Source organism: Enteractinococcus helveticum, from assembly GCF_001657475.1.
Lineage (GTDB): Bacteria > Actinomycetota > Actinomycetes > Actinomycetales > Micrococcaceae > Yaniella > Yaniella helvetica.
Genome location: NZ_LXEY01000022.1, coordinates 46,038 through 65,454, shown reverse-complemented (window position 1 = coordinate 65,454; position 19,417 = coordinate 46,038). Strand labels below are relative to the sequence as shown.

The 19,417-nt window shown below is 57.6% G+C and carries 21 protein-coding genes; 9 read left to right on the top strand and 12 right to left on the bottom strand.

Annotation, left to right across the window (positions count from 1 at the left end):
- The first annotated feature begins 1 nt into the window (after nucleotide 1).
- Nucleotides 2-2,179: a S9 family peptidase gene (locus tag A6F49_RS12250; protein WP_043058839.1), complete on the top strand. Its 2,178-nt coding sequence runs from the start codon at nucleotides 2-4 to the stop codon at nucleotides 2,177-2,179.
- Nucleotides 2,176-3,138: a diaminopimelate dehydrogenase gene (locus A6F49_RS12245; protein ID WP_043058840.1), complete on the top strand. Its 963-nt coding sequence runs from the start codon at nucleotides 2,176-2,178 to the stop codon at nucleotides 3,136-3,138. Before A6F49_RS12250 ends, A6F49_RS12245 begins: the two co-directional genes overlap by 4 nt.
- A gap of 93 nt (nucleotides 3,139-3,231) precedes the next feature.
- On the opposite strand, the gene A6F49_RS12240 is transcribed toward A6F49_RS12245, so the two are convergent.
- Together A6F49_RS12240 and A6F49_RS12235 are read right to left on the bottom strand one after the other, a co-directional pair.
- Nucleotides 3,232-4,656 (bottom strand): HNH endonuclease, encoded by a 1,425-nt coding sequence (locus A6F49_RS12240; RefSeq protein ID WP_161485817.1) that lies wholly within the window; start codon nucleotides 4,654-4,656, stop codon nucleotides 3,232-3,234.
- A 130-nt stretch (nucleotides 4,657-4,786) separates the two neighbouring features.
- Entirely contained in the window at nucleotides 4,787-5,482 is a 696-nt protein-coding gene (locus A6F49_RS12235) for a tyrosine-protein phosphatase (protein WP_043058841.1), read from the bottom strand.
- Between the two features lie 18 nt (nucleotides 5,483-5,500).
- Between A6F49_RS12235 and A6F49_RS12230 the strand changes: the two genes are divergently transcribed.
- Genes A6F49_RS12230 through A6F49_RS12220 form a run of 3 tightly spaced genes read left to right on the top strand, consistent with a single transcriptional unit; the run spans nucleotide 5,501 to nucleotide 8,390 of the window.
- Nucleotides 5,501-6,454 (top strand): 1,4-dihydroxy-2-naphthoyl-CoA synthase, encoded by a 954-nt coding sequence (locus tag A6F49_RS12230; RefSeq protein WP_043058842.1) that lies wholly within the window; start codon nucleotides 5,501-5,503, stop codon nucleotides 6,452-6,454.
- Complete coding sequence (locus A6F49_RS12225) at nucleotides 6,454-7,518, top strand: AMP-binding protein (RefSeq protein WP_043058843.1); 1,065 nt, start codon at nucleotides 6,454-6,456, stop codon at nucleotides 7,516-7,518. Before A6F49_RS12230 ends, A6F49_RS12225 begins: the two co-directional genes overlap by 1 nt.
- A gap of 2 nt (nucleotides 7,519-7,520) precedes the next feature.
- On the top strand, nucleotides 7,521-8,390 hold the full coding sequence (locus A6F49_RS12220; protein ID WP_043058844.1) for a 1,4-dihydroxy-2-naphthoate polyprenyltransferase: 870 nt from the start codon (nucleotides 7,521-7,523) through the stop codon (nucleotides 8,388-8,390).
- Here A6F49_RS12220 and A6F49_RS12215 read toward each other — a convergent pair.
- Nucleotides 8,340-8,663 carry a DUF4229 domain-containing protein gene (locus A6F49_RS12215; RefSeq protein ID WP_043058845.1) on the bottom strand — a complete coding sequence of 108 codons (324 nt, stop codon included), beginning with the start codon at nucleotides 8,661-8,663 and terminating at the stop codon, nucleotides 8,340-8,342. The two genes, A6F49_RS12220 and A6F49_RS12215, sit on opposite strands and share 51 nt — an antisense overlap.
- A gap of 60 nt (nucleotides 8,664-8,723) precedes the next feature.
- Here A6F49_RS12215 and A6F49_RS12210 point away from each other — a divergent pair, with 60 nt between their 5' ends.
- The gene (locus A6F49_RS12210; protein WP_043058846.1) at nucleotides 8,724-9,149 is read left to right on the top strand and encodes a PLD nuclease N-terminal domain-containing protein; all 426 of its coding nucleotides are present in this window, start codon (nucleotides 8,724-8,726) and stop codon (nucleotides 9,147-9,149) included.
- On the opposite strand, the gene ccsB is transcribed toward A6F49_RS12210, so the two are convergent.
- The 5 genes from ccsB to A6F49_RS12185 form a co-directional block, all read right to left on the bottom strand.
- Entirely contained in the window at nucleotides 9,134-10,129 is a 996-nt protein-coding gene (ccsB, locus tag A6F49_RS12205; protein ID WP_043058847.1) for a c-type cytochrome biogenesis protein CcsB, read from the bottom strand. The genes A6F49_RS12210 and ccsB overlap by 16 nt on opposite strands.
- On the bottom strand, nucleotides 10,126-11,709 hold the full coding sequence (resB, locus tag A6F49_RS12200) for a cytochrome c biogenesis protein ResB (RefSeq protein ID WP_235604984.1): 1,584 nt from the start codon (nucleotides 11,707-11,709) through the stop codon (nucleotides 10,126-10,128). The genes ccsB and resB overlap by 4 nt, the downstream gene beginning before the upstream one ends.
- Entirely contained in the window at nucleotides 11,706-12,458 is a 753-nt protein-coding gene (locus A6F49_RS12195; RefSeq protein WP_043058849.1) for a cytochrome c biogenesis CcdA family protein, read from the bottom strand. The genes resB and A6F49_RS12195 overlap by 4 nt, the downstream gene beginning before the upstream one ends.
- Nucleotides 12,455-13,039: a TlpA family protein disulfide reductase gene (locus A6F49_RS12190; protein ID WP_235604983.1), complete on the bottom strand. Its 585-nt coding sequence runs from the start codon at nucleotides 13,037-13,039 to the stop codon at nucleotides 12,455-12,457. Before A6F49_RS12190 ends, A6F49_RS12195 begins: the two co-directional genes overlap by 4 nt.
- 63 nt (nucleotides 13,040-13,102) lie before the next feature.
- Nucleotides 13,103-13,747 carry a histidine phosphatase family protein gene (locus A6F49_RS12185; protein WP_043058851.1) on the bottom strand — a complete coding sequence of 215 codons (645 nt, stop codon included), beginning with the start codon at nucleotides 13,745-13,747 and terminating at the stop codon, nucleotides 13,103-13,105.
- Nucleotides 13,748-13,904: 157 nt separating this feature from the next.
- On the opposite strand from A6F49_RS12185, the gene A6F49_RS12180 reads away from it, so the two are divergent.
- The gene (locus A6F49_RS12180) at nucleotides 13,905-14,747 is read left to right on the top strand and encodes a YybS family protein (protein WP_043058852.1); all 843 of its coding nucleotides are present in this window, start codon (nucleotides 13,905-13,907) and stop codon (nucleotides 14,745-14,747) included.
- Here the strand turns inward: A6F49_RS12180 and A6F49_RS12175 are convergent.
- From A6F49_RS12175 to A6F49_RS12160, 4 genes are all read right to left on the bottom strand, one after another.
- Nucleotides 14,723-15,358 (bottom strand): redox-sensing transcriptional repressor Rex, encoded by a 636-nt coding sequence (locus A6F49_RS12175; protein WP_043058853.1) that lies wholly within the window; start codon nucleotides 15,356-15,358, stop codon nucleotides 14,723-14,725. The two genes, A6F49_RS12180 and A6F49_RS12175, sit on opposite strands and share 25 nt — an antisense overlap.
- Nucleotides 15,355-15,600, bottom strand: a complete 246-nt coding sequence (locus A6F49_RS12170) for a glutaredoxin family protein (RefSeq protein WP_043058854.1) — start codon at nucleotides 15,598-15,600, stop codon at nucleotides 15,355-15,357. Before A6F49_RS12170 ends, A6F49_RS12175 begins: the two co-directional genes overlap by 4 nt.
- Before the next feature lie 76 nt (nucleotides 15,601-15,676).
- Entirely contained in the window at nucleotides 15,677-15,850 is a 174-nt protein-coding gene (locus A6F49_RS12165; RefSeq protein WP_067605823.1) for a helix-turn-helix domain-containing protein, read from the bottom strand.
- Nucleotides 15,851-16,002: 152 nt separating this feature from the next.
- Nucleotides 16,003-17,244, bottom strand: a complete 1,242-nt coding sequence (locus tag A6F49_RS12160) for an acetoin utilization protein AcuC (protein ID WP_043058856.1) — start codon at nucleotides 17,242-17,244, stop codon at nucleotides 16,003-16,005.
- A 123-nt stretch (nucleotides 17,245-17,367) separates the two neighbouring features.
- On the opposite strand from A6F49_RS12160, the gene A6F49_RS12155 reads away from it, so the two are divergent.
- Both A6F49_RS12155 and A6F49_RS12150 read left to right on the top strand, forming a co-directional pair.
- A complete protein-coding gene (locus tag A6F49_RS12155) occupies nucleotides 17,368-18,756 on the top strand; it encodes a TrkH family potassium uptake protein (RefSeq protein WP_052505023.1) in 1,389 nt (462 codons plus the stop codon).
- The gene (locus A6F49_RS12150; protein WP_043058857.1) at nucleotides 18,749-19,408 is read left to right on the top strand and encodes a potassium channel family protein; all 660 of its coding nucleotides are present in this window, start codon (nucleotides 18,749-18,751) and stop codon (nucleotides 19,406-19,408) included. The genes A6F49_RS12155 and A6F49_RS12150 overlap by 8 nt, the downstream gene beginning before the upstream one ends.
- The last annotated feature ends 9 nt before the right edge of the window (nucleotides 19,409-19,417 follow it).

Below are 19,417 nucleotides of genomic sequence, written 5' to 3'. Positions count from 1 at the left end.
CATGACTTCTACCCCTCCAAAAGCTCAAAGAAAACCGGTCACCGCCCGCTATCACGGCGTCGACCTGGTCGATGAATGGGACTGGCTCAAAGAGCCCGAAGACCCAGCGGTCATTGCACACCTAGAAGCCGAGAACGCCTATACTGAAGCTGTCACCGCCGATCAGCAACAGCTGCGCGAGGCGATCTTTGGTGAAATCAAAGCCCACACCGTAGAAACCGACATGTCAGTGCCCTCGCGCATTGATGACTGGTGGTACTTCACTCGCACCGAAGAAGGCGCCCAGTACGCGGTGCATTGCCGCGTGCCGGTCGAAAATGACTCGTGGGAACCACCCCAAATTCAACGCGGCGTGGCATTGGAGGGTGAACAAGTCATCCTGGATGGCAACGTTGAAGCCCAAAAGGTTGCATTCTTCTCGCTAGGCGGCATGACCGTCTCCCCCGACGGCAACCTGCTGGCCTACCTGGTCGATGAAACCGGCAACGAACGCTTCACCCTGCGTGTCAGAGACCTACGCGACGGCGAACAACTGCCCGATGAAATCTCGGGGCTAGCCTACGGGATCGCCTTTGACCCTTCCGGCACGCGCTTGTTCTATATGGAGCCCGACGACGCCTGGCGCCCATACCGGCTGCGCTCCCACCGCCTGGGTACAGACGTCTCCGCCGACGCGCTTGTCTATCAGGAAGACGACCCGCAAATGTGGGGCGGCTTTGGGCTGAGCCCCGATAAGACCAAGCTGCTGTTAGAACTGGGCAACTCAGAGGTCACCGAAACCCACATTTTGGATCTGACCCAGATTGCCGCGCCGCTGGAACTGGTGATCAGTCGCGAACAACGCTCGCTGCACGATGTGGTGCCGGTTGGCGATCAGTATCTCATCACACACAACCGTGCCACCGATGGCACGCACCTGCCCAACAATCAGGTGTCCATTGTCGACGCCGACAACGTGGCGGATCGTTCGGCTTGGCGCACCGTGTTTGAACACTCCCAGACCGTAAAACTCGACGGCGTGGGTGTCACTCGCGACTACCTGTTTGCCGCCGTGCGATCCGAAACCACGCCGCGCATGTGGGTACTGCCGCTTGACGGCATTGGTACGCAAGACCAGGTCGACGTCGTAGAACCCGCCTTTGTCGAGGAACTGTATTCAGCGGCACCGATTGGCCAGCACATCGATTCGCCGTATATTCGGTTGGGGTATACCTCCTGGATTACGCCCTCGCAGGTGCTGGATTACGATCCCGCTACGAATTCCTCAAAACTGCGCCGCCAGACTGAGGTCCCCGGATATGATCCCTCACAGTATTTGGTCGAGCGCTGGTGGGCACCGGCCGAATCTACGGACCGCAATGTTGCTATCCCATTGACCGTTATTCGTCACAAGGATGTTGAATGGAATGGCGATAATCCCGCGCTGATCTACGGCTACGGGTCCTATGAGGTCTCGATGGATCCCGGTTTTGGTCCTTCACGGCTGTCGCTGTTGGATCGAGGCGTCATATACGTCGTCGCGCATGTGCGCGGCGGTGGTGAACTGGGTCGCGCCTGGTACGAAAATGGGAAGAAACTGGCCAAGAAGAACTCGTTTACCGACTTTATTGATGCCACTCGATTCGTTGCAGCATCCGGGTGGGTGCATCCGGACAAGATTGGTGCGATGGGTGGCTCCGCAGGTGGACTGTTGATGGGTGCTGTGTTAAATATGGCCCCCGAACTGTACCGCGTCTGTGTGGCCCAGGTGCCGTTTGTTGATGCACTCACCTCCATTTTGAACCCGGACCTCCCACTGACCGCGCTGGAATGGGAAGAATGGGGCAACCCAATCGAAGATAAAGCAGTCTTCGAATACATGCTCAACTACACCCCGTACCATAACGTGGAGCCAACGAAATACCCGGCCATCGCGGCGGTCACGTCATTGCACGACACCCGAGTGCTCTACGTTGAGCCGGCCAAGTGGGTGCAAAAACTCCGCGCCAAAGGTACCAGCGATCAGGATACTTCGCTTGCCGAAGGTGGCTCCCCGATCGTGCTAAAAACTGAGATGGAAGGCGGTCATGGTGGAGCATCAGGCCGATACCGAGCCTGGGAAGACCGTGCTTGGGACTTCGCCTTCCTCCTTACCGCTCTCAATGCCCAACAACGCGTCTTCAACCAGGAGAATTCATGACCATTAAAGCTGGAATCGTAGGCTACGGAAATCTCGGCCAAGGCGTCGAGTACCTAATCAACTCGCTAGATGACTTTGAGCTGTTCGGAATCTTCTCACGTCGCGAAACCCTAGATACCGACGCCGATGTCTATCCGGTCGAGGATGCTGCCAAATACAAAGACGACATTGACGTGATGTTTTTGTGTGTCGGATCCGCAACTGACATCCCGGATCAGGCAACTGGTTTCGCAGAGCACTTCACCACCGTTGACACTTATGACAACCACTCAAAAGTTGCCGAGCATCGTGCTGCCATGCATAAGGTTGCTCAAGCCAATGACAACGTTGCTGTGGTGTCCACCGGTTGGGACCCCGGCCTGTTCTCAATGAACCGAGTCCTAGGGCTAAGCCTGTTCCCTGAGCCTGTGCAAAACACGTTCTGGGGCAAAGGCCTTTCCCAAGGTCACTCCGATGCGGTACGTCAGGTCCAAGGGGTCAAACGCGGAGTCCAATACACAATCCCGGCGCAGGATGCGATCGATCAAGCACGCGCAGGCAATGGTCAAGGACTGTCCAAGACCCAAGCTCACGACCGAATCGTCTACATTGTTGCCGATGCAGCGGACCACGATCGCATCCGCGAGGAAATCGTCAGCATGCCAGCATACTTCGAACCGTATGACACCACTGTTCACTTCATCTCCGAAGAGGAATTTGAGCGTGATCATCAAGGTGCCCCACACGGTGGTCACGTCATTACGACGGGGAACCTTCAAGGGCACAATGCCAGCGTTGAGTTCAGCTTAGATTTAGAGTCGAACCCGAACTTCACAGCCGCGGCCATGGTTGCTTTTGGTCGTGCTGCAGCACGGCTAAAAGCACAGGGTCAGTCCGGTGCCTTTACCGTGTTAGAAGTACCGCCGTATTTGCTCAGCCCACAGTCACTCGATGACCTGTTGAAGTCTGAAATCATCTAACGCAAACTCCCAGTTGGTGGCGTGGTCAAGGAACACCTTGGCCACGCCACTGCGTTTTATTCCCTCTTTGGCTCAGACGATGAACACTTTGGCTCAGCATCGTAAGTATTGAGTAATGGCAATCCGGTGCCGCTGAAGACGATATGTTTCGGGCTGCTTCTTTGGGTGCGATATCCGTTTTGGACTCGGATTTGGAGGCGGAACTGTTTGTGAAGGTAGTTCTTGGTGTTCGGGTGGCTTCGCAGGATCGGTTTCGAACTCATGGCCTGGTAGCAGAGGTCCCGCAGGGTTGGTGTAACGGTGGCCTGTCGGTGTTATTACGTTCAGCATCTGATCGTCTCCGGTATGTTCCCAACCCCGATTTTCTTTGAGCTGGTTGCAGTAACTACACAGTCCAGAGCCATTCTTGAATGTTGTTTCACCACCCCTGGCATGACCGTCCATATGGTCACCCTCTTTCATAGGGGCTTCACAGAAAGGATTGCGACAACTGTTGTCTCGTATGAACAAGATTTTGCGCAATCCGGCTGCGAAGCCTCGGCCACGAGACTCCATAGCCACCACCTGTGTTGCGGTGGGATCGGTAAACAGTCGACGCAATAACACATGCAAATCGTCGTGAGCCAACCATTCGCGAGCGACGTCTGCAGGAATTGGGCCGTGTCCGGCTAACCAGGCAGCCGTGTCAGATTGTCCCAACAGGGTTTGTGGGGTCATCATAACCACGAGATCGACTTTAGCTGCTGCCATGGGATTTGGATTGCCAGTGCACCATTGCGCGAGCAAATCAAACATGATTTGATCGCGGGTTCGCTTCTTGCCTTTCGCGTCCTGAGATTTCCCGGAATTCACGATGCTTTTTGCTTTCGATTCCACAGCGTTCATCATGTTCTGAATGACCGGTGCAGGTCCGTACGCAGTTAACAGTGCCATGCCATCGCCGGCAGGTTGGCACGTGACGCGGCGGGCGTCGTTGGCTTTGCGATGTCGGGTAACTGCTGCGGTATGGTCGAGTGTTTGTGCATAGGCTCGAGCGTGTTTGCCGAGATCCTTGGGACTGGCGACGCCGAGCCGATCTTTCAAAGCCGAATCAACTTTGCGGCGATGTTTTGGAGACAATACTTCGGTAGCTTTGGCAATACTTTGGGCGTGTTCTTGTCGAATCTTGCCCGCGACCAGGGCCGCTTTGGTATGTGGCAGGTCCTGGGCCAGGGTCCGGGAAAGGTCTAAGAATAATTTGCCTTTGGCAGGGGATTCACTCCGAGCTAGCGCAACTTCTCCGGCTAGGCCTTTGCCGCGATCCGCTTTGGGAATCTGTTGTTCTTTCTCAGCAGCGATGCGTTTACGCTCAAATTCAGCAACTTCAACTGCCATAGCGGCGTCGGCTTGACCTCGAAGCCGCTGATACTGCTGAATTCTTTCGATATGTTCCTGCTCTGTTGATGCCACAGGGCGCGACGCCATCCAGTCACCCAGAGCGGTGACAGGATTCGTTTCAACAGGAGGCGTCGTCGTCATGCCCACAACCATAGCGATGGGGTCGAACACGACAAGCGACGGAATGCCAGCTTGTGGATAATTTGGTGTTATCCACAAACCAGCACCCCATGAGCCTCAGATCAGCTCCGTTCACAGTATGTTGGGAGCACTAAAGACCGTGTCGATCGAGTAGTTCCGCTACGCGGTCACCCGGCCATTGCCTCAGAAAGCGCCGATAGCTGCTCAGGCGATCAGCAAGTTCTTTCTCGAAATCGGCAGGAGGTAAATAGGACTCGTAAGGGTGTGGCACCGGGCTTGTGCGGTGGTGTTCGTTGATGCCATAAGCACCGGAGGCATACACCCGCTCATGTTCGGCCCAGTCTGCTGGTCCCCCGGGAATATCCGGCAGTTGTAGCAGCAATCCCAGTACTAAACCGGTGCGGTCGCGTCCGGCGGTGCAGTGTAGGACGGTTCCTCCATCAGTCCAGGAGTCGCGCACGGTTGTAATCGCTGTGGCGACCCTATCGCCGAAGGTTTCCATCGTGTCCGCATAGGCTCCCGGGTGCATTGGGTAGGGTGCGTTACGCTGCCAGAAGGGTTCATGGTCCACGTCTTCCACCGGCAGGTGAATGCGCTGGATCTCCCGGGGCACAGTTGCCTCGGGGTCGAGTTCGCGGCGCTTGATCTCGGGCGGGGTGCGCACGTCGATCACGGTTGCAACGCCTTCGTCGAGCATTTGCTGCCACCCGATAGTGTCGACCCACTCGGATCGGCCCATGCGCCATAAGTGTGGTCTGACTTGCCACGCGTTGCGGGCCCCGGACCAATCAGCTGGATGAAGATACTGAATTGTAGAAGAGACCATAGGTATAGACTAGGCGATGTGAGTAACTACCCTGTCCCCGAAAAAGTTTCCGATATCTTTGAGCCGAACCTATGGCGTGAAGTCCAAGGCTTCGACTTCCAAGACATTACGTATCACCGCCACGTTGAGCGTGACACCGATGGTCATTGGGTGCGCGATCTGGGCACCGTGCGTATTGCCTTCGACCGCCCGGAGGTGCGCAACGCATTTCGTCCGGGCACGGTCGATGAACTGTACCGAGCCATTGATCACGCGCGGATGACCTCCGACGTCGGCACGGTGTTACTCACCGGCAACGGCCCGTCTGCCAAGGACGGCGGCCATTCGTTCTGTTCTGGCGGCGATCAGCGAATCCGTGGCCGTGACGGCTACCGCTATGCCGAGGGTGAGACCGCCGAATCCGTGGATCCTGCACGCGCGGGCCGCCTGCACATTTTGGAAGTGCAGCGCCTGATGCGCACCAGCCCCAAAGTGATCATTGCTGTGGTCAATGGCTGGGCGGCCGGTGGTGGACACTCGCTGCACGTCGTCTCCGATTTGACCCTGGCCTCCAAGCAACACGGCAAATTCAAACAAACCGATGCGACCGTGGGCTCTTTCGACGCCGGCTACGGTTCAGCGCTGTTGGCCCGTCACGTCGGACAGAAGCGCGCCCGCGAAATTTTCTTCACCGCCCGCGAATACTCTGCCGACGACATGTTGGCGATGAATGCGATCAACGAGTCGGTCAACCACCAAGACCTGGAAAACGTGGCACTAGAATACGCGGCCGATATTAACGCCCAGTCACCGCAGGCAATCCGCATGCTGAAATTCGCATTCAACCTGGCCGACGACGGTATGGCCGGTCAGCAAGTTTTCGCCGGTGAAGCCACCCGCATGGGTTACATGACCGACGAGGCGGTTGAAGGACGCGACGCGTTCTTAGAAAAACGCGATCCAGATTGGTCGAATTTCCCGTACTACTTCTAATGGACGTATATCACGCTCTGCAACACGGGATCCCGTTCGAGACGACTGCTCACGGCGTCATCGAACGTCGAGACATCACCGATCCAACCCGCGGCCACCCGGATGCCATCGCCGTTGTGCGGACTTCCGGGTCCACCGGAACACCCAAACAAACGCTGTTGACCGCCTCCGGCCTGGCGGCTTCAGCTGAGGCGACCGCCCAACGCATCGGCGGTCAAGGCCAGTGGCTATTAGCGGTTGGCACCCAATACGTTGCGGGGCTGGCCGTAGTGTCCCGCTCGGTACAGGCCGGCACGGTACCGGTCACAATCGACCCGGGTTTTAGCCCGGCAGAATTTGTCGCCGGCACCAATCAGCTGGACCACGAGTTCACCGCCGTCTCCATGGTGCCAACCCAAATGCTGCGCTTATTGGACGACGACGCCGCAATCGCTGCACTCCAGTCGTATTCGGCAATTCTTGTCGGCGGCGCGGCGATTCCCGAACGCATTACTGAGGCCGCAAAACGCTACGGCCTGCACCTGCATAGAACCTATGGGATGTCGGAAACCTGCGGCGGGTGCGTATATGACGGCGTCCCGCTTCCCGGCGTTACAGTCGATACGGTCGCCCACAACGGGGTTGACCGGTTGCGTATTACCGGTCCGATGGTCGCCGCCGGATACTTTGCCAACCCCGAACTCACCGCCGCGCATTTTGTCGACGGCGCGTATCTGACCGATGACTACGGGACCGTCACAAACGGCGTCGTTGCAGTGCACGGCCGGTTAGATGATGTCATCAATACCGGCGGGGTGAAGGTGTCAGCGGCTAAGATACAACAGGTACTGCAGCGCTGGGTGCCCGAAGCGTTCGTCACCGGGATTCCGGATGCAGAATGGGGTCACCGGGTGTCCGCCGTCGTCACCGGGGATACTTCCGAAGAGATCCTGGCCGATGCCGTGCGCAGCGCAATGGGTGCACCGGCGGTACCAAAAACGTGGTTGCGACTCGACGCGTTGCCGATGCTAGAAAACGGCAAACCGGACCGCATCACTCTGACGACATGGTTAACAAAGGAATAGCATTGGCTTCTTTTTCCCAGTGGGTGGCAGCCGCCCGCTTACGTACTCTGCCCATGGCCATCGCGCCGGTCGTGGTCGGTTCCGCCGCCGCAGCGCAGCTTGGCTCCTTCCACCTTGGCAAGGCGCTGCTGGCGCTGATCGTGGCCCTGGCCTTGCAGATCGGGGTCAACTACTCCAATGATTATTCAGATGGGATTCGGGGTACCGACGACGACCGTGTCGGCCCGTTTCGCATCACCGGGTCCGGGGCTTCAGCACCTGCCACGGTGCGCAATATGGCCTTTACGTTCTACGGGATCGCCGCCGTGGCCGGGTTGGCACTGACCATCTGGGCCGATGCCTGGTGGCTGATCCTAGTTGGAGTGGCCGCGATCGTGGCCGCCTGGTACTACACGGGCGGTAAGAATCCCTACGGTTATGTGGGGCTGGGCGAAATTTTCGTGTTCATTTTCTTCGGGCTGGTCGCCGTCCTGGGGACCACCTATACTCAAGCCGGGCAGCTGTCCGGTCTGGCCTGGGCGGGGGCGGTCGGCACCGGGTTGGTCTCCACCGCCCTGCTGATGGCCAATAACGTTCGTGATATCCCCACCGACCGGCAGGCCGGCAAACGAACGCTGGCCGTGCGCCTGGGTGATACAAAAGCCCGCTGGTCGTATCCGGTCATGCTGGCAATCGCCGTGGCCGCGCCACTGTTTTTCGTGCGCGAGTACCCGTGGATGTGGCTGATGCTGATCCTGCTGGTCGTGTCGCTGCGCCCGTCGCTGATCATGCTGGAGGCAAAAGAACGCGGTGAGCTGATTCCGGTGCTGAAAATGACCGGATTATTTGGCATCCTCTACGCCGTTTTGTTCACCCTCGGCATTGCGCTGTAGGTCTTGGGCATCGGCAAACCGGCCCTGGGTGTAGGCGTCTTCGGCGTCGGCGTCGTCCACGGCGGTCTTATTGCGTTTGCGCGAATCCAGGGCGCGCATCAGATCTTGGGAGGCGTCCTGGCGCAGTTTTGGGGTAAACAGGTACGTCAGAGCAAACCCGACCACCAGGCCCACCGCCAGTGCGTAAAACACGTTGTCGGTCAGGAATACGGTGACAAAAAAACCGACCCCAAATAACACGAACCGCAGGGCGGTATACATCCAAAATTTCATGTCAGTCTCCATTCTGGCGTCAGTGTGCGTTCTGCCTGCCAAGTTCGTAAGATAGGAAATATGCCACGTTTGCTGATTCCACTGATCCTCGTATCCGTCGGTGTCATGATTTACGCTCTCATCGAGGCGATTTCGACACCGTCCGACCGGGTGCGCATCATGCCCAAGGGCGTGTGGATTGTCGTCATCGTTCTGATTCCACTGGTCGGTGGTGTGCTGTGGCTGTTATTCGGGAACCAAAATTCGTATCTGGCGTCCACCGTACAGGGTTTCAAAAAGACGTCTGGTCCGGCTCGTCCGACACGACCCGATGACGACGACGACTTCCTGCGCTCACTCGACATTCAACGCGCCCAGCAGAAAAAGGCCGAGGAATTGCGCAAGCGTGAAGCAGAACTTCGACGTCGTGAAGAACAGCTCAAGTCCAACAACGATTCGGACACTGATGACGACACGGATTCACCGAACGGTCAGAACCCGGCGTAGGAGTGCAGCGACGGGAAGTACATGTTCACGATCGTGTAGTTGAACACCAGGGCCAAGAACCCGGTGATATTCAACCAGGCTGAACGAGTCCCCGTCCAACCGCGGGTCGCACGCGCGTGCAGGTAACCGGCGTAGATCACCCAAATCACAAACGTCCAGACCTCTTTGGCATCCCAGTTCCAGTAGCGGCCCCAGGCCTGTTCTGCCCAGATGGATCCGGCGATCAGGGTGAAGGTCCACATCACAAAAGCGATCGCGTTGAGTCGGTACGACCAGTTTTCTAACGCCAATGACGACGGCACCAGGCGCATGAATCCGGTGACCGAGTTGTTCTTTTCGGCGCGCTGTTTAATCAGCTGCAGTACCGACATGGCAAAAGTCAGTGAGAAGATTCCGGTAGCAATCACGGCCACCGAGACGTGGGTAATTAACCACCAGGACTGCAGCGCTGGCTGGACGTTGCCCACCGGAGTTGGGAAGCCAATGGTGGCGGCAATCATCATCAGCAGTACAACACCGGAGACGAACGTTCCCACAAAGCGCAGGTCCTTGCGCAACAGGAACACCAGGTAGACGATCGCGATGACCAGGGCACCCGAGGTCATGAACTCATACAGGTTGCCCCACGGCGCGCGCGAGGCGGCGATTGTGCGGGCGACCACGGCAAATGCATGGGCCAGGGTTGCGATGATCATGATCGCCACCCCAATATTGGCCGCCGGGCGCTTAATCGAATCGGTATATTCCATGTCATCGGACACCAACTGGCGGGCCGGCGTGCGCTCGGTGACGCCCGGTCCCCCGGCCCCGACGAGCTCTTTGGCCTTTTCGGTTTGGAGTTCGGCCTCGAGTTTACGGATCGACCGGGACGCGGTGGCCATGTCCCATGAGAAGAACAGGAACGCCACCAGGTAGATCAGTGCGGCAATGAGCATGAACAATTCGCTGTAGGATGCCAGCGTTTCGTTGACGGGTGTCATGAATCCTCCGAAGTGTCTGGCGGGATGACCTGCCAAGTGTTGTCAAATGTTTGACGAAGCTTAATGTTTTCATCGCGCAGCCCAAAGGTCTCCCCGCGGGCTAGTAGACCGTATTCGATCACCGTGTGACCATCCTGTGCAAACGCTTTGACCCAGGCACGACGACGGCGCACATACAGTGAGATGACCAGGGCCACCAGGGCCAGGCTTGCGAAAATTGCGACACCCCATTTGGAGGGGTCGTAGTGCAGGTCTAACCCAATGTAGCGGTCCCACGAGTCGAACGTGATGGTACCCATATTATCGGGCAGCTCGTAGGTGTCGCCAACGCCCAGCGTGATCCCACCGTTGTCATTATTGCGCGAGTTCAACTCGGTCATGGCGTCGGTGTCAAGCACATACACGTTCTGTGGCACACCGGAGTCCAGGCCGATGTCGCCGTAGTACGAGTTCAGAATCAGCTCGGGGTTATAGGCGTCCGGGTCAATGGAGATTGCCACCCCGTCGTCACCGGTGTACGACGTCGGCAAAAATAGTCCCACGAAGCCCAGTTGTTCGGGTCGGGCATCTGGCACCTTGAGTACTACCAGCGAGCTGTTAACGTTGGGATCCTGGATCTGGGCGATGACCGGTCCGGAGTAGGCGACGTCGCCATTGCCATCGGTCACGGTGATATTTGGCGCGTACCCGTTACCTACCAAGAAGATGCGTACCCCGTTGATGGTCAGTGGGTCGTTGACCTTGATCTCATCGGCGTAGGTTTCGGCCCCTGGTGCCGGGGTCACCTGCATGGCGGCGGTGTAATCCAGTGCCTGTCCGTAGTGCGATTCAGATTCGCGATCAAATATGACGTCGAAGTTTTCAAGTGAAATGGAAAACGGGTGCAGGCGTTCTTCAGAAAACGCGGTGCCGGGTGTAAAGGAGTCGTAGGAGACCAGGTTGTTGGTAAACCCTTCACCTTCGACAATGATCTTCTGGCCTTCGTATTTATACAGGCCGCCGATCCCCATGAACACGATGACGCCGAGTAAGCCAAAGTGGAATAAAATGTTGCCAATTTCGCGGGTGTAGCCGCGTTCGGCACCCACGGAGCCATCGCGCAATTCGGTACGATAGCCGGCTTTTTTCAAAATCTTTTCGGCATCCACCAGCGCTTCGTCCGGGGTGGGACCGTTGGTCTCTAATACCAGCTGGCCGTATTCGGGCAACCGTTTCAGGTTGCGCGGGGTGCGGGCAGGTGGTTGGCGCAGGGTTTTGAGGTGTTGGCGTCCGCGCGGCCACAAACAGCCCACCAACGAGACCATCAGCAGCAGATAGATTGCCGAGAACCACGGGGAAGAATACACATCAAACATCCCCAGAGCATCCATAATGGGCCCCAGGGTTGGGTTATCTTCGATCCAGGTTTCAACGACGTCGGCACCGGCGCGGCGCTGCGGGAACAGCGACCCGGGCACGGCAGCTACTGCCAGCAGTAACAGCAGCATCAGCGCGGTGCGCATGCTGGTCAGCTGGTTCCAAATGAATCGCAGGGTGCCGCGGAACCCTAGCGATGGCAGCGTGGGTTGTTGGGTACTCAAATTGGTAATGTCACCTCGTTGGCGAACCAGCCTTGCAGCTGATTGACCCAGTCAGTCCACAGCCCGGTCGCCATGGCTAGTCCGAGCAGAATCAGCAGCACCCCACCGGCACGCATAATAAATAAGCGGTGTTTGCGGAAAAACGCCAACCGTTTCATCCCGCGTGAGAATCCTAAGGCCAGCAGAATGAACGGTAGGCCTAGGCCCAGCGAGTACACCACGGCCAGCACGCCACCGCGCCACAGGTTATCGGTCCCCGCGCTGGACATGGCGATGACTGCGGCCATAGTTGGGCCGATGCATGGCGCCCAGCCCAGTCCAAAAATCATCCCCAGCAGCGGGGCACCCCATAGTCCTGCGTTGGGTTGGTATTGAATTTTGCGGTCGCGCTGGAAAAATGACAGCCCGCCCATGAACACAATGCCCATAATTATGACGACGACGCCCAGCACCTGGGTGAGCCATTGGCCGTCACCTTTGAGCCAAATAAATACCCGACTCAGCAATAATCCGGCGGTTACGAATACGGCGGTGAAGCCCAGCACAAACAGGGTGGTGCCGGTGAGCATTCGGCCGCGTTTGGTGTCTTCAACACTGGCACCGGACAGTCCTGAAACGTAGCCGAGATATCCGGGTGCTAGCGGGAGCACGCACGGAGACAGAAATGAGACGAGCCCGGCGAGAGCGGCCACTGGCATGGCAAGCCACATGGACCCGTCGAGCGCTATCTCGGCGAAGGGGTTATTCATTCATCCACCACACCGGTCAGCAGTGATTTCAACGTGGAATGTTCCACGGCACCCAGAACGCGGGCGGCTACGCGGCCTTCTTCATCCAGAATCAGCGTGGTTGGAACGGCCTGTGGTGGCACGTAGTCGGCGAAGTCGAGCAGGATTTTGCCGTCACGACCTTCAATTGAGGGGTATTCGATGTTGAAGTTGCGTTCAAAAGCTGCGGCCGTTTCGGCGGCGTCGCGCACGTTGACACCGACGAAGCTAACGTCGTCACCGAATTCTTGGCTCAGATTGGCCAAGTCGGGGGCTTCTACACGGCAGGGAGCACATGAGGCGTACCAGAAGTTCACCAAGGCCGGACCCTCGAGGGTCTCGGTGGAGATGGTGTCGCCGTCGAATGTTTGACCGGAAAATTCTACGCTTTCGCCGCGGTCATCAACGGCCAGTTCCATGACGGAGCCATCGCCGGCGATGTAGTTTTTGCCACCGGAGTTGCCTGCCTGGGCGGCCAGCGGGTCATCCGATGCACACGCCGTTAGCAAAGCCGACCCGGCGATGGCTAGGCCGATCAGTGCGCGTGACGTCTTATTGCTCACAAGTTCTCCCTTTCCAATACCGCGCTAGAGTCTAATTCCGGTTACTGAGTAGTTCCTGAGTGTTTAGGCGCCTGGTAAAGCAGCGGCTTGTTTACTCAGGTGTTCAACCGGTTCGGTGTAGTGCACGGTTGGAATGCGTTGTCCAGGTGCGAATTCAAAACTTGTAACCGATGCCAACGAGCACTCACGACGGCGCGGATCGTGTGCCAGGACCTTGCCCTCGGCCGAGAGTCGAGTCACCCAAATGGGCAGCTGGTGAGACACCACAATTGCGCAAGAGCCTGGCCCGTACGTCGTCATGAGTTCATCGCGCAGATCTTGGATTGCCCCAGCCATGCGGGCTGCTTGCTGGGCATACGGTTCACCCCACGACGGGCGCATGGGGTTGATAACCAGCGGCCACAGTTTCGGGCTGCGCAAACGACGGCGCATGTCGGAGAGGCCTTCAAATTTATTTTCTGCTTCAAGGACACGGGTTTCCAGGCGCACGTCGAGGTCAAATTTTTTGGCCAGCGGGGCGATGGTTTCTTGAGCGCGCTGCAGCGGTGATGAGACCAGGATGGCCGGTGTCTGGCTCCAACCGTCGGCAAGTTCTTGGGCCATCTGCTGACCGAGTTCTGAGAGTCCGAACCCAGCAAGACGACCGTAGAGCACCTTGTCAGGATTAAATACTTCGCCGTGGCGAACCAGATGCACGCTAACTGTCATACCGCTTATTTTTGCATAGAGTTCACCGACCCTTTGGCCGAAGGTCCTCTAGCACAGGGTGCTTAAGCTACCGGGTAAGAATTTTGCTCCAGCAGGTGGCTTCTTGGGGCCTGACGAGTCGTTAGGATGGAGACAAGAAATTATTGAAAGGCTTGTGATGAACGACAAACAGCCCAAAAAGCAGCCAGACTATGGCGTGCGGTTGACCGGTGATGAGCTGACCGCACACCAGCAGAAATTCCAGTCGCAGTCGCCGGGTGCTCAAAATCCCTCCGAGTATGGTCCTCAGGGACAGCCGCAGCCCGGGGCATCAGAATACGGACCGCAGGGTGGTGCTCAACCGCCAGCCAGCGGCCAATATCCTGGGTATCAGGCTCCTGGACCGCAGCAGCCCGGATATCAACAACCAGGCTATGGCCAACCCGGTTTTCAACAGCCTGGCGCCCCATATGGTCAGCCTTTGGGTGGACCACAGCTCCACCCGGATATGGCCAAAGAACCGGCCCGAGCAAAGTCCGTCAACACCTCATTTTGGTCTATCCTCGTTGCCGGGGTCGCGTATCTGTTATCCATTTTGGTTACGGTTCCGTTGCCCAACCGTGGCTACAGTGATGACGACATTGCCCTATTGGAAAGTGTCCTTGGCCCGATGCTGTCCGAGGCGCCATTTCAAAGTGTCGAGGCGTACCTGAATTCCCCGATGATGAGCGCGGCGATGATTGGCCAAGCGGTCATCGTTTTGATCATGTATGTCCTGGTGGCACTGGGAATCCGGCACGGTTGGCGCTCAGCGCGCATCATCGGCACCATCTTTGCGGTGCTGTCGCTGTTGAGTCTCAGCTTTGTCACACCATTATCTGGAGCGTTCTCTGCTCTGGCTGTTGTGCTGGGCATTGTGGGGATCGTCTTTGCGTGGCTCCCCTCATCCACCGAGTACTTCCGTCGTAAGGCCTGGCAGAAAGCCGCAAAGCGCGCCTACCCTGATGCCCCATCGCGATGAAACGCTAAAATCTGCAGTTCTGCGGATAGGTCTACTGTTTGTACCTTGACATGATCCGGAACCTGGAGTCTGCGGGGCGCAAAATTCAGGATCCCGGTAATCCCGGCCTCGACCAGGATGTCGGCAACCTCTTGAGCGACATCACCCGGCACCGCCACGATGGCTAGTTCCATATCGTGGTCGGTGCCGATGTCGTGAATATCCAAAATCGTGTACCCGTTGATGGTCGTGCCAATCTTGGCCGGATCGCTATCGGCCACCGCGGTAATGTGCATGCCGCGGTCTCCAAAGCCCTCATAGGACATCAGTGCGGTACCCAGATTACCGGCGCCGACTAATAGCACGCGCCGGCCGCTGGTCACCCCAAGGATGCGAGCGATCGTGTAGCGCAGCGCGTCCACCGAGTAGCCAAGCCCTGCTCGACCGCTGTGGCCCAGGGCGGCGACGTCCTTACGGGTCAGGGCATCCGAGCAGCCCAGGGCTTTGGCAAGCTTCGCAGAGGTTACATATGCAATACCCGCTGCTCGCAGGGCATCCAGATAGTGTAAGTATTGCGGCAGTCGAGACAGTGTTCGAGTCGACAGTTTCTTGGCCTGGGGCTGATCGGTCATGATTCCAGTCCGGCTTCAATCATCAATCGCAGACGTGCCGGGTCGATCACCCAAAAGTCGCGTTGTTTGTCGTTAATGAACAGCACCGGAATTTCTTCGGCAAATTGTTCAGCCAGTTCGGGGTGGTCGGTGGTGGAGATCTCTTGCCAACCGATGTTGTATTCGGACGTGATCTCGTCCATGGTCTGCTTGGCGGCAGCGCACAAGTGACATTCCGGCTTGGTCAGCAGTTTCAGGTCCACTGAAGGCTTCTTTCGTTGTGCTAAACACAAAGCCGCCTGCAAGAGGCGGCTGTATGTGGTGAAAAATTCTTGTGGGCTATTCGTCGGTACCGGTGGCCGCATCCGTATCGGAAACTATGGCTTGCACCGCTTCTTGCGGCACACGGTAGGAACGTCCAAACCGCACAGCCGGCAGGTCACCAGCGTGAATCATCCGATATACGGTCATACGTGATACACGCATCATGTCGGCAACTTCAGTGACCGTCATGAATTTGGCATTTGCGAAATTCTCCGCCACGGTTAATACTCCTTTAACGTTCCCTCAAGGACGGGGTTTTAGCCTGAGGGGAAGTTCAAAGTGAAGGCGGCAACCACCATTAGACATTAATAATAGCTTACAGATTGGATTGCAAGCGTTCATTAGTCGAACCACGGATCCAATCCATGAAATGGAAACACCGCCTTACGGGTCGCCATAATCGATTGATCGGTCGCATCCGCGGGATCATATCCGACCTCCCAGGAACGCCACCACACGTCAGCATCATCTGACATGGTTGTCACGACATCATCAATATTTTCGATGCCAAGCTCTTGGGCGGCCAACTCGCGCCATTCCTGCGGAATTTCTGTGCGCGGCGAAATCGGCGTGTCGGCAGCAATCGCCACCAGGTGCGCCCAGGCTCGCGGCACAACCTTCATCGGGCTATACCCTCCCCCGCCCAGCGCTAACCATTTGCCCCCAGCAAAATCTTCGGCCCAGTCACAAGCATCCAGCATCAGCTGGCGCTGTCCGTCGACCGAAAGATTCAAGTCAGCAAGTGGGTCATGACGGTGGCCATCGGCACCGTGTTGCGTCACCAGCACCTGGGGTTGAAATGCACGCAGTAATTGTGGGACGACGGCGTGAGCTGCTCGCAAGAACCCGGCGTCTGAAACCGAGGCGGGCACTGCGACGTTGACGGCCGTCCCTTCTGCTGCGGTGCCACCAATGTCTTTGGCAAAGCCGGTTCCGGGGAACAACAGCAGGCCAGTTTCGTGAATGGATATGGTGAGCACGCGCGGATCATTCCAGAAGGCTTGTTCAACGCCGTCACCGTGGTGGGCGTCGAGGTCGACGTAGGCGATCCGTTCGGCGCCTTGGTCTAGCATCCACTGAATGGCCAGTGCGGCGTCGTTATAAATACAAAATCCGGAGGCAGCAGACCGCTGCGCGTGGTGCATGCCGCCGGCAAAGTTTACGGCGCGATCGACCTCGTTATTCCAGATGGCTTTAGCTGCGATCAGGGTGCCACCGGCGATGCGTGCCGATGAGGCGTGCAGATCAGCAAAGACCGGACAGTCCTCGGTGCCCAATCCGATGGCTTCATATACCCGGGCAAGATTGCCATTGGTTGCCGCATCGGGGGCTTCGGCGTCACGAGATGCGGCTTTGACCTGGGCGATGTACTCGATCGAATGCACGGTGGCCAGTTCAGCGTCGGTGGCCACTGGCGGTTTCAGCTGAACCAGGCGTGTCCGGTCTAAGACCCCAAGGGCTTTGGCTAAGCGGTGCGTGAGTTTGAGGCGCACCGGATTCATCGGGTGGGTATCCGAGAAGCGATAATTCAAAAACGCGTCGTCCCACACCAGAGCACTACGGAGTCCAGCTGTGTTTTCCATCACCAACTAGCGTAGGTTGTTGGGTTGTCAAAGGGGTCTAAACCAAGGATTGTGAAGCGGTGCGGCCCCGACACATGGCCCCAAGACTGGTGATCAGGGGCTTTTGCGAGGAAGATGTAACCAGTGAAACAGTCTCGTTACTCCCCCGGTGCTCGACTGCACCGCCAGACCAGCGGCGCGGTGCGATTCTCGCGTACCTTTACCATGGTCTTCGCTGGCCACCCGGCTCGGGCGGCCGTGTCCGCTTTTGTGCTTGTGATCAGTGTGTTCACGGCACTGTTGGCGCTGCCGTGGGCTTCGGCCGATCGCCACCCGATGTCGTTGGTCGATGCGGCGGTCACGGCCACCTCGGCGGTGACCGTGACCGGGCTGACCTCACAGGATCCGGAATTTTATTCCTTTGCTGGCCAGGTCGTGATCCTTGCGGCCATCCAAACCGGCGGGTTGGGGATCGTCACGCTGGGCGCCTGGTTGACGCTGGTGGTCTCGCGACGGTTGAGCCTACGCACCCGGTTGTTATCGACCGAATCCCTGGGTGTGTCAAAACTGGGTGAAGTCCCGGCCCTGCTGTTGACCGTTTTCGTGGTGACCTTATCGATTGAAGCGCTGCTGACGCTGGTGATGCTCCCGGTGTTTGTGGAGTCACTTGGGATTGGTGAGGGGATCTTTCACGCCGTGTTTTATTCGGTCTCGGCGTTTTCGAATGCCGGATTTGTCCTGGATACCACCAGCCTGACACACCCACTGATCATGACAACGATTAACGTTGGTGTCTTTGCTGGCGCGCTGGGCTTTCCGGTGGTGTACATGCTCTACCGGATGGTGTTTCACAAAGCTCGAATGAATCTGCACACCCGGCTTACCTTGGAAATGACGGCCATCCTGCTGTTTGGTGGTGCCGTGGTACTGGCGATCTTTGAGTGGAATAACCCTGCGACCCTGGGACCGATGGGTACGGTCGATAAACTACATAACGCAATCTTTGCCTCGGGCATGACACGGTCGGGTGGATTCAATACCTACGAGGTGACCGCCCAAACAGATCAGACCCTGCTGGTGACCAACGTGTTGATGTTTATCGGCGGCGGTTCCGGCTCAACGGCCGGTGGCATCAAGGTCACCACACTGGCCGTGTTGCTGTTGGCGATCGTAACCGAGATTCGCGGTGACGAGCACATCCGCGTACACCGGCGGGAGCTGCCGGTGAGCATCATCCGGGTGGCGGTGGCCGTGCTGATGGCCGGGGCCGTCGTCGTATTGACCGCCGTGGTGCTGTTGACCTGGGTGACCGGAGCCGATTTAGAAACCACACTGTTTGAGGTGCTCTCAGCCTTTGGCACCGTGGGACTTTCTACCGGGTTGACGGCGAGTGCGCCCGATGCCGGCAAGTGGATTTTGATCGCGGTGATGTTCATTGGACGCGTGGGCACCATTACTTTTGCCACGGGTTTGACGATCCGTCAACAAAAGACGTTATACCGTTTCCCAACAGAAAGGCCGATCATTGGCTAGACCATTAGATTCTCCAGTATTAGTGATCGGGCTGGGCCGCTTTGGTTCGGCCCTGGCTCGCGAGTTGACCGAGTTGGGACGAGAAATCATGGCACTGGAGCAGGATCGGAACATTGTCCAGCACTTCGCGGATGCCTTTACCACCATTGTGCAGGCCGATGCCACTGACATCACGGCGCTGGAGCAGGTGGGCGCGGATCAGTTTGAGACCGCCGTCGTCGGCATTGGTACGTCGGTGGAAAATTCGGTGCTGACCGTGGCGAATCTGGTGGATTTGGGCATCACGAATATTTGGGCCAAGGCGATTACGCGCTCGCACGGTGAAATCTTGGAGCGCATTGGCGCGAATCATGTGATTTATCCGGAACAAGAAGCTGGTGAGCGCACCGCGCATCTGCTCAGTGGCACGATGCGGAACTTCACGGAGTTCTCACCCGATTATGCCCTGGCGATTATCTCGGTGCCGCCGGTACTGGCGAATCGGTCGGTGCGTGAATTACGGTTGAAAGAGCGCTACGGGGTGACCCTCGTGGCCTATGAGGCCGATGCGGAGTTCCAAAATATTTCCATGGACACCAAACTCCCGGAAGGTACCAATATGCTCGTGGCGGGTCCGACAGATCGGGTCGATGACTTCGCCAAGCGGATTTAGCACCCACGG

Bases quoted from the DNA above. Each gene is read 5' to 3' on its own strand.
- A6F49_RS12160 (WP_043058856.1), bottom strand. From the start codon at position 17,244: ATGGAAAACACAGCTGGACTCCGTAGTGCTCTGGTGTGGGACGACGCG.
- A6F49_RS12165 (WP_067605823.1), bottom strand. From the start codon at position 15,850: ATGACGGTCACTGAAGTTGCCGACATGATGCGTGTATCACGTATGACC.
- A6F49_RS12180 (WP_043058852.1), top strand. From the start codon at position 13,905: ATGAACGACAAACAGCCCAAAAAGCAGCCAGACTATGGCGTGCGGTTG.
- A6F49_RS12185 (WP_043058851.1), bottom strand. From the start codon at position 13,747: ATGACAGTTAGCGTGCATCTGGTTCGCCACGGCGAAGTATTTAATCCT.
- A6F49_RS12240 (WP_161485817.1), bottom strand. From the start codon at position 4,656: ATGACGACGACGCCTCCTGTTGAAACGAATCCTGTCACCGCTCTGGGT.
- A6F49_RS12245 (WP_043058840.1), top strand. From the start codon at position 2,176: ATGACCATTAAAGCTGGAATCGTAGGCTACGGAAATCTCGGCCAAGGC.
- A6F49_RS12225 (WP_043058843.1), top strand. From the start codon at position 6,454: ATGGACGTATATCACGCTCTGCAACACGGGATCCCGTTCGAGACGACT.
- A6F49_RS12195 (WP_043058849.1), bottom strand. From the start codon at position 12,458: ATGAATAACCCCTTCGCCGAGATAGCGCTCGACGGGTCCATGTGGCTT.
- A6F49_RS12210 (WP_043058846.1), top strand. From the start codon at position 8,724: ATGCCACGTTTGCTGATTCCACTGATCCTCGTATCCGTCGGTGTCATG.
- A6F49_RS12235 (WP_043058841.1), bottom strand. From the start codon at position 5,482: ATGGTCTCTTCTACAATTCAGTATCTTCATCCAGCTGATTGGTCCGGG.
- A6F49_RS12215 (WP_043058845.1), bottom strand. From the start codon at position 8,663: ATGAAATTTTGGATGTATACCGCCCTGCGGTTCGTGTTATTTGGGGTC.
- ccsB (WP_043058847.1), bottom strand. From the start codon at position 10,129: ATGACACCCGTCAACGAAACGCTGGCATCCTACAGCGAATTGTTCATG.
- A6F49_RS12175 (WP_043058853.1), bottom strand. From the start codon at position 15,358: ATGACCGATCAGCCCCAGGCCAAGAAACTGTCGACTCGAACACTGTCT.
- A6F49_RS12250 (WP_043058839.1), top strand. From the start codon at position 2: ATGACTTCTACCCCTCCAAAAGCTCAAAGAAAACCGGTCACCGCCCGC.